14 protein-coding genes are annotated in these 12241 nt (G+C 70.3%); 5 read left to right on the top strand and 9 right to left on the bottom strand.

Annotated features, from left to right (window positions below; translation table 11 throughout):
- Window positions 1–175 precede the first annotated feature (175 nt).
- On the bottom strand, window positions 176–820 hold the full coding sequence (locus AB0C16_RS30985) for a response regulator transcription factor (protein WP_357688012.1): 645 nt from the start codon (window positions 818–820) through the stop codon (window positions 176–178).
- A gap of 12 nt (window positions 821–832) precedes the next feature.
- The gene (locus tag AB0C16_RS30980) at window positions 833–2089 is read right to left on the bottom strand and encodes a sensor domain-containing protein (protein WP_357688009.1); all 1257 of its coding nucleotides are present in this window, start codon (window positions 2087–2089) and stop codon (window positions 833–835) included.
- A 148-nt stretch (window positions 2090–2237) separates the two neighbouring features.
- Between AB0C16_RS30980 and AB0C16_RS30975 the strand changes: the two genes are divergently transcribed.
- Window positions 2238–3707 (top strand): alpha/beta fold hydrolase, encoded by a 1470-nt coding sequence (locus tag AB0C16_RS30975; RefSeq protein ID WP_357688006.1) that lies wholly within the window; start codon window positions 2238–2240, stop codon window positions 3705–3707.
- A 174-nt stretch (window positions 3708–3881) separates the two neighbouring features.
- Here AB0C16_RS30975 and AB0C16_RS30970 read toward each other — a convergent pair whose 3' ends face one another.
- Window positions 3882–4037 (bottom strand): hypothetical protein, encoded by a 156-nt coding sequence (locus AB0C16_RS30970; protein WP_357688003.1) that lies wholly within the window; start codon window positions 4035–4037, stop codon window positions 3882–3884.
- Window positions 4038–4299: 262 nt separating this feature from the next.
- The gene (locus tag AB0C16_RS30965) at window positions 4300–4920 is read right to left on the bottom strand and encodes a class I SAM-dependent methyltransferase (protein ID WP_357688001.1); all 621 of its coding nucleotides are present in this window, start codon (window positions 4918–4920) and stop codon (window positions 4300–4302) included.
- 86 nt (window positions 4921–5006) lie between these two features.
- Here AB0C16_RS30965 and AB0C16_RS30960 point away from each other — a divergent pair, with 86 nt between their 5' ends.
- Entirely contained in the window at window positions 5007–5444 is a 438-nt protein-coding gene (locus AB0C16_RS30960; RefSeq protein ID WP_357687999.1) for a MerR family transcriptional regulator, read from the top strand.
- A gap of 103 nt (window positions 5445–5547) precedes the next feature.
- On the opposite strand, the gene AB0C16_RS30955 is transcribed toward AB0C16_RS30960, so the two are convergent.
- From AB0C16_RS30955 to AB0C16_RS30935, 5 genes are all read right to left on the bottom strand, one after another.
- On the bottom strand, window positions 5548–6117 hold the full coding sequence (locus AB0C16_RS30955; RefSeq protein WP_357687997.1) for a dihydrofolate reductase family protein: 570 nt from the start codon (window positions 6115–6117) through the stop codon (window positions 5548–5550).
- A gap of 250 nt (window positions 6118–6367) precedes the next feature.
- Complete coding sequence (locus AB0C16_RS30950; RefSeq protein ID WP_357687995.1) at window positions 6368–6568, bottom strand: hypothetical protein; 201 nt, start codon at window positions 6566–6568, stop codon at window positions 6368–6370.
- Window positions 6565–7830: an MFS transporter gene (locus AB0C16_RS30945; RefSeq protein WP_357687993.1), complete on the bottom strand. Its 1266-nt coding sequence runs from the start codon at window positions 7828–7830 to the stop codon at window positions 6565–6567. The genes AB0C16_RS30950 and AB0C16_RS30945 overlap by 4 nt, the downstream gene beginning before the upstream one ends.
- Before the next feature lie 132 nt (window positions 7831–7962).
- Window positions 7963–9207, bottom strand: coding sequence for an aminotransferase class V-fold PLP-dependent enzyme (locus tag AB0C16_RS30940; RefSeq protein ID WP_357687991.1), 1245 nt, complete (start codon window positions 9205–9207; stop codon window positions 7963–7965).
- A complete protein-coding gene (locus tag AB0C16_RS30935) occupies window positions 9204–9881 on the bottom strand; it encodes a metalloregulator ArsR/SmtB family transcription factor (protein WP_357687990.1) in 678 nt (225 codons plus the stop codon). Before AB0C16_RS30935 ends, AB0C16_RS30940 begins: the two co-directional genes overlap by 4 nt.
- Before the next feature lie 87 nt (window positions 9882–9968).
- On the opposite strand from AB0C16_RS30935, the gene AB0C16_RS30930 reads away from it, so the two are divergent.
- The 3 genes from AB0C16_RS30930 to AB0C16_RS30920 are packed head-to-tail and all read left to right on the top strand — an operon-like array spanning window position 9969 to window position 12132.
- Window positions 9969–10520, top strand: a complete 552-nt coding sequence (locus AB0C16_RS30930; RefSeq protein ID WP_357687989.1) for a hypothetical protein — start codon at window positions 9969–9971, stop codon at window positions 10518–10520.
- Window positions 10517–10864 (top strand): rhodanese-like domain-containing protein, encoded by a 348-nt coding sequence (locus AB0C16_RS30925; protein ID WP_357687988.1) that lies wholly within the window; start codon window positions 10517–10519, stop codon window positions 10862–10864. Before AB0C16_RS30930 ends, AB0C16_RS30925 begins: the two co-directional genes overlap by 4 nt.
- The gene (locus AB0C16_RS30920) at window positions 10861–12132 is read left to right on the top strand and encodes an MFS transporter (protein WP_357687986.1); all 1272 of its coding nucleotides are present in this window, start codon (window positions 10861–10863) and stop codon (window positions 12130–12132) included. Before AB0C16_RS30925 ends, AB0C16_RS30920 begins: the two co-directional genes overlap by 4 nt.
- Window positions 12133–12241 lie beyond the last annotated feature (109 nt).

Raw genomic sequence — 12241 nt, 5'->3', positions numbered from 1 at the left:
TCAGCCCATCCACCTGATCAACCACTTTTGGTCCTGGCAGGGCCAGTCGGCCGCACTGGCGATCGAGCGCTCCGACGCTAACTACTCAGGCACCTTCTACCTGGCCTACCTCGGCGCCGTAGGACGCCTTTTGACGCTGAAATCCCCATCCGCGCTCCCGCGCGGATGGGGATGGTCAGGCCTGCAGGTAGTGCAGGACGGCAAGTACCCGGCGGTGGTCGTTGTCCGACGGAGACAGGCCGAGCTTGGTGAAGATCTGCGTCACGTGCTTCTCCACCGAGCCGTACGACAGGAACAGCGCGGCGGCGATGGCGTTGTTGGAACGCCCCTCCGCCATCATGGCCAGCACCTCGCGTTCCCTCGGGGTGAGCGTGCCCAGGGTCTCCGCGCGGCGGCTGGCGCCCATGATCTGGGTGACGACCTCGGGATCGAGGACGGTCTGCCCGACCGCGATCTGGTCGAGCGCGGCCAGGAACTCCTTGACATCTGCGACGCGCTCTTTCAGCAGGTATCCCACGCCATGGGCGCCGCCGGCGAGCAACTGGGTCGCGTATCGGGTCTCGATGTACTGGGAGAACACCAGCACGCCCACCTCTGGGTGATCACGGCGAATCTGGATCGCGGCTCGCAGGCCCTCGTCGGTGTGGGAGGGCGGCATGCGTACGTCGACCACGGCGATGTCGGGACCGTGTTCCGCCACGGCCGCCAGGAGCGCGTCGCCATCTCCCACGGCGGCCACCACTTCGTGGTCGCGGGAGGTGAGCAGCATGCACAGGCCCTCCCGGAGCATCACGGCGTCCTCGGCGATCACGATGCGCATGCACTGCTCCGTTCAAATGTGCAGGGGAAGTTCGACTGTGATCACCGTAGGTCCTCCGGCCGGGCTGTGAATGTCGATCATGCCGTCCAACGTCTGGACCCGGGCGGCCAGTCCGCGTAATCCGGATCCGGCGCCGATCGCCGCGCCGCCGGTGCCGTCGTCGCGTACCCGCAGGCTCAGCAGGCCATCACGCACCCGTACCTCGATGGCGGCGTGCCTGGCGCCGCTGTGCTTGACCACGTTGGCGAGCAGTTCCGTCGTGCAGAAGTAGGCGATGGCCTCGATGGCCGGAGCCGGTCGCTCGGGCAGGTCGGCTTCGAACCGGGCGGGGATCGGGCTCCGTGCGGTGAGCGTGGCCAGGGCGACCTCCAGCCCTTGGTCGAGCGCCGGCGGGTGGATGCCGCGGATCAGGTCACGCAGCTCGGCCACGGTCTCCTTGGCGCTGCGGTGCGCGCTGTCGACGAGGACGCGGGCGCGCTGGAGCCGTTCGGGCTGGTCGGCCTGCTCGAGCTCGTCCTGGGCCATGCCCAGGCTCATGGCCAGCGTCACCAGCCGTGCCGCCGTCCCGTCGTGCAGGTCTCGCTCGATCCGGCGGAGCCTGGCGACTGCGTCCTCTGCGGCCAGCGCCCGTGCCTGCTCCAGCTGGCGGATCCGGGTGTCGCCCGGCGCGGGCCCGAGCAGCGTTCGGGCGAGCATGCGCTCGGGGGCCAGGGCGAGGTGGACGCCCCACGGGGCGAGGAGTAGCAGCGCCAGTCCGGCGGCGCTCACCAGGGCCGCAACCGGCCTTCCGTCGGGAGACAGGTGCGCCAGGGCGGAGGACTGTCCCCACAGGGGGCAGCCGAGCAGGAGCAGGCCGCCTCCCCACAACAGGGCGGCGGCCGCGCAGGCGACCGCGGCCGCTGGCAGCCGGAGCAGGCTATGGATGACGGCGCGCCATCCCGTCACGTCACCGAGCGCCGCGCCGAGCCGGTTCAGCAGGCCCGGCCCGGCGCAGAACGGGCCGGGATCGGGCACCCGCACCCCGGCCCACGCTCGTGCCAGCCGTCGATTGGCCGTGCCGAGCCCTCTGGCCGCCATCACGCTCAGGGCCAGCATCGGCACTCCGACGAGATTCGCCGTCAGGATGACGCTCAACAGCACGAGAACGAGATGGACCAGGCCGGCTCCCACCATGAACGGCAACATCAGCGCGTAAGCGAGCTCACGCTGCGACCGCTCCCGCACCGGAGTAGTGATCAGCACACGCCACCTCTCTGCTTGCCTGTCCACGCTCCTCCTCGCCAGACGCCGCACGCCGTCCAGCCTGACGGACACGCTCGCGCGAGAACAGCCGGACAGCCCGTGGGGGACATCCCGAAACCAACACGGAGGACGTCCCGGTGGTGGCCATCCGGTCGGTGCCACCAGAGTGATCACCATGACGACAACCAAGCAGCGGCGCAGGCGCGGCAGGACCAGAGGGCTGGTCATCGGTGTGACGGTGGCGGCGCTGGCAGGAATGACCCCGGGGGCCGCCGCCGCTCGGGATGCGCAGCCGACCTGGCGGGACTGCGCCGGCCAGGGCATACCGGCGGGCATGCAGTGCGCTGCGATCGAGGTACCCGTGGACTGGGCCAAGCCGGACGGGCCGAAGATCAAACTGGACCTGGCCCGGCTGCCCGCCACCGAGCCTGCGCGCCGGATCGGCAGCGTACTGGGCATCCCCGGCGGTCCCGGGGCCAACGGGATCGACGACCTCAAGCGAGCCGCGAGCGACCTCACCGACCTGCGGCGCGGGTTCGACCTCGTCGCCTACAAACCGCGCAACAGCGTGTGGCGTGATCAGATGCCCCCATCCTGCATGCAGCCTGGAACGTCACTGTTCGAGCCACAGGGCCAGAAGCAGCACAAGGCATTGGCCGCGGCGATGACCAAGGCCCTCAAAGCCTGCCAGAACGCGGACAAGACCGGCCTGTTCGCCCACATGGACTCCCTGTCGGTGGCCAGAGACATGGACGCGGTTCGCGAGGCCCTGGGCGAGGAACGGCTGAGCTTCATGGCCAACTCCTACGGAGGGGTGCCCGCCGCCGCCTATGCCCGGCTCTTCCCGCAGCACATCCGAGCCATGTACCTCGACGGGACGATCAACCAGGTCGACGGCTGGCCCGACCAGACGCTGCGGACTCTGCCCGTCCTGGAACGGGTATTCACCAGATTCACCACCTGGTGTGCGGACACCCCCGCCTGCGCGTTGCACGGACAGGACGCCGGGGCGGTCTGGCGCAAGCTCATTCGAGACGCCGATCGCAGGCCGATCCCGGTCACGTCGTCCAAATTCGGCAAGGGCAAGCTGACCGGATGGCATCTGAGGAGCTTCGGCTTCATCAGCGACCCCGGACCGAACAACTCGCGGTGGCTGGGCTTCGCCGAGGCGGTCGACAAGGCCCGGGGCGGGGACGGGTCCGGTTTCGCCGATTTCGCTCTCGGCAACGCGCAGATCTGGGCCGCGCCCGGAGCGCTGGCGATGACGTGCGCAGATGACCGTGGCTACAGCAGCTACGCGCAGCTGCAGAGGTTCCGCCGTCAGGCGGAGAAAATCTCGCCGAACTTCGGGGGAGCGTCATTCGACGCGCTCGGATGCACGGGTTGGCCGCTGCAGGTCGCCAACCCGGCCCGCCCGCTGCAAACTCGCGCTCTGCCGCCGTTCCTGGGAGTCGGCAGCACGTGGGGCGACTACGCATGGACCGCGAGCTTCACCAGGATGATCCCGGGATCAGTGACCGTCGGCTACGACGGGCCCGGCCACGTCATGTACCTGTCGGGCAAGAAGTGCCCTATCCAGCACGCCACCACGTACCTGACCGACCTGAGGCTGCCCAAGCCGGGTACCACCTGCCCTGCCGAATGACAGCCATATCGATTGGAATCGGCTGCCCGATCAGCACCCCCGCGAGATCATGAGGAGGCGCGCGGGTTGATCGGGTGACGCAAACAGCTCTCACAAACGGGCGATTTCGAGAGAAGATCATAAACATGCCTCACGGGGCAACCGCAGCCGTCTAATCCTTCTCACAACCCGTTCTCACTCAAGCTCTCGAACGAGATGGTTCTGAGAAATGTTTATGAGAGGATTCGGGGCATAGTCGACGCCCCCCGCCCCCGCGAAAGCGCCGTATCCGCCGCCGATTCCGATCGCGCCGACGACGTCACCCGTGACGCCGATGAAGCCGAACGCCACCTCTGTCCACGATGCGACGTCGCGCCCGGATCGCCCTGCCGGTCACGATCCGGCGCCGTCGCCAGCACGTACCACACGGGCCGCTTCACCAAGGTCCCCCGGCTGGCCAAGCGGTTACGCGTCCAGACCCCCGCCGACCGCAGGCCCGGCCAGCCGTGGCGGCCCGGCACCCCGCCGCCCGCCCTCATCGACCCCGACCGACCTGCTACTACGCTCAGCACCAGCCCAACGAAGCCCTTGCAATCAACCGCTGAGGTCTCCATCAAAGCCGGGGCGGTTCAGACTGCATGCCGGTCGAATTGTTGGCAAGCACACAGGCAACGGGCGGGTCGAGTTCGAGGGTCTCGACCCGGAGATGGGTGAAGCCGGCCTGGGTGAGCAGGTCCTGAAGCTCTTGGGCGGCTCGGGCCGTGGTCTCCCGGGTGGCACCGGGGCAGCGGGGCTGGCTGACGAGCGCGATGCGTCCTGCGGGGCGGAGCAGGCGGCGCAGCTCGCCAAGCCGCTCCACCGGGTCGGGCCAGAACCCCACGGAGTTGACGGCGAGGATGGCATCGAGCGGATCGCCGAAGCTCGGCAACTGCTCCACGGAGGCGTGCGTGAGGTGCACGCGGTGGGCGCGGACGGCGGCGGCGTTGCGACGGGCGGCCTGCCGGACCATGGCCTGCGAGTGGTCGATGCCGAAGACGTGGCCCCGGGTGGCGCGGCCGGCGAACTCGGCGATGGCGATACCGGGACCGAAGCCGATCTCGAGCACCCGGTCGGTTGGCTGCACGTCCAGCAACGACACCGCCCAGATGTTGCGCTTCCGGTTGGAGAGGCGATGAGCGAACATCCAGCCGTTCGCCCACCCGACGATGCCCCGGGGGTGGTGCGCCTGGCTCACCAAGTATCTGAGCGCGCGTTGCTTGAGAGGCGTACCTGATGTCTGCATGATCGCCAGTCAACGGCTTCAAGTATGCTTGAAGTCAAATGAGTGAGCAGTTGACGATCGGCGAGCTGGCGAGCCGCACCGGTGTCGCCACCTCCGCTCTGCGCTACTGGGAGGAGCTCGGCCTGCTACCGGCGCCGGCCCGGGTCTCAGGCCAGCGGCGTTATCCGCCATCGGCGGTTGGGCTGGTCGGTGTGGTCTTGTTGCTGCGAGATGTCGGTTTCACGTTGCGGGAGGTCAAGGCGTTCATCGCGTCTCGTTCGCCGGCCGGCGACGGTTGGCGGGAGATGTGCCAGCGCAAGCTCGCCGAGCTGGATCAACGGATTGCCCAGGCGCAGGTGGCACGCACCGCCATCGCCCACGGCCTGGCCTGCCCGCACAAGGACATCTTCGAGTGCTCCAACTTCGCCAGCGGGGCCGCGGCGTTCCTGGCAGGATCTTCTCTCGAAGAGGCTCATTCGCAGGTTCATTCGCACTGACCTTGCCGTAGGGATAGGCGGCCTCACTGCCGGCGCGGATCGTCTACGGGGGACGGGCCGTCGGCCGAGTGTCCGCTCCCCGCACATTCCGTGCCGTAGGCCGTTACTTCACCACCCGGAACCGCAGGTGCGTGACCGCGTCGGAGGCGATCACCTGCGTGCGCATCAACTCGATGTGGCCCAGGTCTTCCAACAGCCGGCTTCCAGAGCCCAGCACGACCGGCACCAGGTTGATCAGCAGCTCATCCAGCAGCCCGCCGCGCAGGAACTGCCGTCCTGTCTGGGCACCCATCACGATCACGTCCTTGTCGCCGGCCGCGTCCTGGGCGGCCTTCAGGGCAGCCTCGATGCCGTCGGTGATGAAGGTGAACGTCGCGCTCTTCATGACGAGTTCGTCGCGGGTCTGGTGGGTGAGCACGAAGGTCGGTGCAGGATAAGGGGTGTCCTGCCAGTGTGGCAGGCCGACGTCGAACGTGCGCCTGCCGACCACGACCGCGCCGACTGAAGCGGACATCGTAGCGAGGACCTCCTTGTCGCGCGGGTCGGGCTGGTCGGTGAACATCCACTCGTGCAGTCGCATGCCGCCCTTACCCATGGGATGCTCCGCACCGATGTCCGGACCGGCGACGAAGCCGTCCAGCGACATGCTCTTGTACAGCACCACAGCACCCATTGAGACCTCCTGAACGTTGTCCTGAGGAGTTAGACCACCCGGCCTCCCACAACTCATCGGCCCAGAGTGGGAGCGGACTCCGCAAGGTAAGTCCGGACGTGGCAAGGTTCGCCCGGGCTGGGCACTTTTGTCTGTTCCCGTGCCCTGCCTGCCGAGGAGCGGGAGCACGAGGTCCTGGACCAGGACGTCGCCCGGCTCTCCCCGCTCAAGCACGCCAACCTCAACTGTCTGGGCCGCTACAGCTTCCGCACTACTGTCCCCTCCGGTGGCGGGCTGCGCCCGCTGCGCGACCCGGCTGCGGCCGAGCAGGACGAGGACGAGTGAGCACAGCGGTGCCCGGCTCCGCGCCGTCGATCTCCTTGCGCAGGCGCAGCAGGAGGGTGACGCAGAGCAGGCCGGTGCCGTCGACGGTGATGCCGGGCGCGGGGGTTTCGTGGTTCGTGGGGTTCATCGGCGGTAGGCGGTGGCGGCGACGGCAGGCAGCAGGGCGAGGGAGAGAGCGCCGCCGGTGAGGGCGAGGGCGGGGTAGCTGGTGGCCGCGACCATGATGCCGGAGGCCATGCCGCCGGTGGCGCCGGCGATGGCGATGGCGACGTCGACCAGGCCCTGCGTCTTGGCGCGGGTGGCCAGCGGCACGGTGTCGGTGATGATCGCGGTGCCCGAGACGAGGCCGAAGTTCCAGCCCAGTCCCAGCAGGGCCAGGGCGAGCGCGAGGAGCGCGACGGAGTCGCCGGGCGCGGCGGCCGCGAGGATGCCGGAGGCCAGCAGGGTGATGCCGGAGGCGGCGGCGATCTTCATGCGGCCGTAGCGGTCGACGAGCCAGCCGGTCAGGGGTGAGGGCAGGTACATGGCGCCGATGTGGATGGCGATGACGAGGCCGGAGGCGGCGGTGCCGTGGCCGTGGTCGTGCATGTGGACCGGCGTCATGGTCATGATCGCGACCATGACGAGCTGGGTGAGGACCATGACCAGGGCGCCGAGGACCACGCCTCCGCGGCCCTCGCTCGTGTCGATGGCATCGGCGGCGTCCGGGTTGGTCGCGGCGTCGGCTTCCTTGGCCTGGGCGACGGTGCGGGCCAGGAGCAGCGGGTCGGGTCGCAGCCAGAGGGCGAGGACGAGTGCGGCCAGGGCGTAGGCGGCGCCGGAGAGGATGAAGGGTCCGGCGAGGTTGGGGATGCCGAGGTGTTCGGCGAAGGTGCCGGTGGGGGCGGCGAGGTTGGGGCCGGCGACGCCGCCGAGGGTGGTGGCGACCAGGACGGTGGAGACCGCGCGGGCACGGTGGCCGGGGGCGGCGAGGTCGGCTCCGGCGTAGCGAGCCTGGAGGTTGGTGGCGGTGCCGGCGCCGTAGACGAACAGGGCGAGGAACAGCAGGACTGGGTTGTCCAGGACGGCGGCGATGATGACGCCGGCCGAGCCGATGGCGCCGGTGAGGTAGCCGGTGGCGAGGCCGGGGCGTCGGCCGCGGGCTTGGGAGATGCGGCCGACGGCGACGGCGGCGAGGGCGGAGCCGGCGGTGAACAGGGCGCTGGGCAGTCCGGCGAGGCTGGTGGTGCCGAGCATGTCCTGGGCGAGGAGGGCACCAACGGTGACGCCGGCGGCGAGCCCTGCGCCGCTGAGGATTTGGGAGGCGACCAGGACGCGCAGGATCTGGGCCTGGGCCTGGGCGGGGTCGGGTATGGAGGCCGTCGTGCTGGTGGGGGCGGTGCTGGGCATGTCTCTTTTCCGGAGCGGCGGTGAGCGGTGCGGGATCGGCGGGGAGGGACTGGCCGGTCTTGGCAGGAGGGTGCGGCCGTTGCACCGGCCAGGCGCTGCATGGACAGCGCTGCGGGCCGGTGGACGGGGGTGTCAGTCGGTGTCGAGTGCTTGGGCGAGGTCGGCGATCAGGTCGTCGGCGTCTTCGAGGCCGACGGACAGGCGGGCAGCCGCCTTGGTGAGGGCCGCTATCGCCGTCTCGATGTCCTCGGCCGTGGTCCAGCGGCCCAAGGACAGCCGCAGCGCGCCGAGCGCGCGGTCCCGGTCGAGGCCCATGGCGGTCAGCACGGGGGAGGGGGCGTGTGTGCCGCTGTGGCAGGCCGAGCCGGTCGAGGCCGCGATCTGGCTAACGGCGGCGAGGAGCTCGTGCCCGAGGACACCGTCGATGCTGACGTTCAGGGTGTTCGGCAGGCGGTTCTTCCTCGGGCCGTTGAGGTACACGCGGCTGGGCAGGGCGGCCGTCAGTCGTTGGTGGAGGTCGTCGCGCAGGGCCGCGGTGCGGGCCGGGGCGCCGTCGGCGAGCTCGACGTCCGCGATCTGTGCGGCGGTGCCGAGCGCGACGGCCAGGGCGACGTTCTCCGTGCCCGCGCGCAAGCCGCGCTCCTGCCCGCCGCCGTAGGCGACCGGCTCCAGCCGTACCCCGTCGCGTACGAAGAGGGCGGCCGCGCCCTTGGGCGCGTACATCTTGTGCCCCACGACCGTCAGCAAGTCCACGCCCAGCTCGCCGACATCGAGGGGAATCTTGCCTACGGCCTGGGCGGCGTCGCAGTGGAACAGCGCCCCGCGGTCGTGAGCGAGGGCAGCAAGTTCAGCGACCGGCTGCAGGGCGCCGGTCTCGTTGTTCGCCGCCATCACCGACACCAGCACCGTGTCCTTGGTGAAGGCAGCGGCCAGGGCGGCGGGCTCGACGAGTCCGTCACTGCCGACCGGCAGCACGGTCACCCGCGCGCCGTGCAGCCGCTCAAGGGCCCGGCAGCTCTCCAGGACGGCCGGATGCTCGGTGGCCTGGGTGATCACATGCGGGTGCGGGCGGCCGGAGGTCAGGACCGCGCCCCGCAGGGCGAGCAGATCGGCCTCGGAGCCGGAACCGGTGAACACGATCTCGCTGGGTCGGGCGGCGATCAGACCGGCGACCTGGGCGCGGGCCGCGGCGAGCGCCCGCCGCGGCTCCTGGGAGAAGGGGTGGCTGCTGGAGGGGTTGCCGAAGAAGTCCGTCAGGTACGGCAGCATCGCCTCGGTGACGCGCGGGTCGACCGGAGTGGTGGCGTTGTAGTCCAGGTAGACCGGCCCGCCGGCCAGTCCCGGATGCGGCGGGAGGTCGCCGCCCGGGCCCGTCACGTCAGGTCCGAGGCGTCGACGGGCAGCTCCGACAGGCGCCACTCCAGCATGCCGTCGTTGAGGCGGATCGCGCGGCGGCCGCGGTCGGTCAGCAGCCGGACGGCGTCGTAGGCCAGGACGCAGTACTCGCCGCGGCAGTAGACGACGATCTCCATGTCCTCGGGCAGCTCGTTGATCCGGTCGGCGAGCTCGTCGACCGGGATGGAGAGGGCGCCGGGGATGTGTCCGGCCTGGTACTCCTCGACCGGCCGCACGTCGAGCACGACGACGTCCCCGGAGGGGATCCGGACCCGCAGTTCCTCACGGCTGACCTCGGCGGCGGTGTCCTCGCCTAGGTAGGCGTCCCGAGCCGGGGGCACGGCGGCCTGATGGGCTTCGGCGACCTTGCGCAGCAGCGCGAACAGCTGGGCCACGTCGTCACCGGCCAGCCGGTAGTGGATGTGCACGCCTTCGCGGCGGGTCGCGACGAAACCGGCCTGCTTGAGGGTCTGCAGATGCGCGGACGCGGTGGTCAGGTTCAGCCCGGCCGCCTTCGCCAGCGCGTCGACGGTGCGCTCGCCCTGGGCCAGCAGATCCAGCAGCTCTAGGCGCTTTCCGCTGGCCAGCGCCTTGCCGCTGGCCGCGAACGCGTCATACAGCCGGGCCTTCGTCGCGCTCTTCGTGTTCTCCGACATGGCATCCTCCATAAATCCATGGATTATTGTAGTTGAGCCTGGTGGGTGTGACCACACGCTCCTGTTCCCGAGATCTTGGAGGACGCCGTGGGCTTCGCGGACGATCACCTCATCCCGCTGATCGACGAAGGGCTGGGCAACAGCGCCTACCTGCTCGACCTCGGCGACGGCCGCGCCCTGGCCATGGACGCCAGTCGTGACCTGCGCGCGCTGCGGGAGGCTGCCGAGCGACGCGGGCCGCGCGTCGCGTTCGCCGCGGACACGCATCTGCACGCCGACTTCCTCTCCGGCGCCGTCCAGCTCGGCCACGACTCCGGGTCCACGATCCTGGCGTCCGCCGCCGGACGGCGCACCTTCGACCACCACGGCCTGGTGGACGGCGACGAGGTTGACCTGGGCGGGCTGACGCTGCGGGCGCTTGCCACCCCCGGCCACACGGACGAGCACCTGTCCTTCCTGCTGCTGGACGGCGCCAGGGAGCTCGGGGTGTTCACCGGCGGGTCGCTGATCGTGAACTCCGCCGCCCGCACCGACCTCCTCGGCCCCGAGCGCACCGAATGGCCGACGGCGGCGAGATCGTCTCGCAGGCGTACAAGATCGGCTACGAGCGTCTCGCCGGCCGCCTCGCAGGCGGCATGAACGCGTGGCTCGCCGACGGCAACCCCCAGGCCACCACCGCCTTCCTCGCCGCCGACCGCGCCGCCGGCCGCCCCTACGTCGATGTCCGGCAGGAAGCCGAGTTCGCCGCCGGTCACGTCCCCGGCGCGGTGAACATCGAGCTCGGCGCCATGAACGAGTCCGCCGCCGACGCCCCGAACGGCCCGGTCGTCGCCTGCGGGCACGGCGAGCGCGCCATGACTGCCGCCAGCCTCCTGGAACGCGCCGGCCACACCGACATCGCCGTCCTCGCCGGCGGACCCGCCGACTACACCGCCGCCCACGGCCAGCGACTCGTCGAGGGCACGGAGGACACCCGCCCGTGAACACCACGCCCACCGCCACCACTCCGACCGACGCCGCCGGGCGGCCCGTACGGCTCGGCCTGCGGGAGAACTGGCTGCAGTTCACCCTGCTGGTCATCGTCAACATCTGCGTCGGCGGCTTGGTCGGCCTGGAACGCACCACCGTGCCGCTCATCGGCTCCGAAACCTTCGGCCTGACCAGCGACCTGGCCGTCTTCTCCTTCATCATCGCCTTCGGCCTCACCAAGGCGTTCACCAACCTCGCCGCCGGCGCGCTCACCGCCCGCTTCCGCCGCAAGCAGCTCCTGGTGGCCGGCTGGCTGCTCGGCATCCCCGTCCCCTTCGCCCTCGCCTACGCGCCGTCCTGGGGCTGGATCGTCGCCGCCAATGTCCTGCTCGGCCTCAACCAGGGCCTGACCTGGTCGATGACCGTCAACATGAAGATCGACCTCGTCGGCCCCTCCCGACGGGGACTTGCCACGGGCCTGAACGAGGCCGCCGGCTACACCGCCGTCGGCGTCACCGCCCTGCTCACCGGCTACCTCGCCACCGCTTACGGCCTGCGCCCCGTCCCCGAGCTCATCGGCGTCGTCTTCGTCGTCGCGGGCCTCGCCCTGGCCCTGGTCGTCCGCGACACCGCCGCCCACGTCGCCCTCGAACTGGCCAACCACACCAAGCCCCTGCCCACCGACGAGGACACCGGCCTGAAGGCCACCTTCACCCGCACCTCCTGGCACAACCGCTCCTTGCGCGGCGCCAGCCAGGCCGGGCTGATCAACAACCTCAACGACGGCCTCACCTGGGGCGTCTTCCCCCTGCTCTTCACCGACCACGGCTTGGGCCTTGCCGCCGTCGGCCTCATCAAGGGCCTCTATCCCATCCTGTGGGGCCTCGGGCAGATCCCCACCGGCCACCTTGCCGACCGCATCGGCCGCAAACCCCTCATCGTCTACGGCATGCTCGTCCAGGCCGTCGGCTTCCTCCTCGCCCTCGCCCTACTGGAGCGGCCCCTGCTCGCCGGCATCCTGTCCGCGGTCTTCCTCGGCCTGGGCACCGCCATGGTCTACCCGGCCCTCATCGCGTCCATCTCCGACCACGCCCACCCCGCGTGGCGGGCCAACGCCCTGGGGACGTACCGGTTCTGGCGCGACATCGGCTACGCCGCCGGCGCCCTCGTCGCCGGCATCCTCGCCGACGCCCTCGGCCTCAACGCCACCGTCATCGCCGCCGCCGTCCTCACCGCCGCCTCTGGACTCCTCGCCGCCCGCTGGATCACGGGCTGTCGGTGAGGCTGCTGCCACCAGGTACACGCGATTGCGTTAGCGCAAGTCAGTCCTCTTGCTTTGCGGCCGAAACGGCCCGGAGCTCCTATAGCTGCGGCGAGCCGCCACTGGGGTT

The sequence above is a fragment of the Nonomuraea sp. NPDC048916 genome, from assembly GCF_040649575.1.
Lineage (GTDB): Bacteria > Actinomycetota > Actinomycetes > Streptosporangiales > Streptosporangiaceae > Nonomuraea.
Note: the sequence above shows the minus strand (reverse complement) of the source record. Positions and strands in the feature narration are given on the sequence as shown.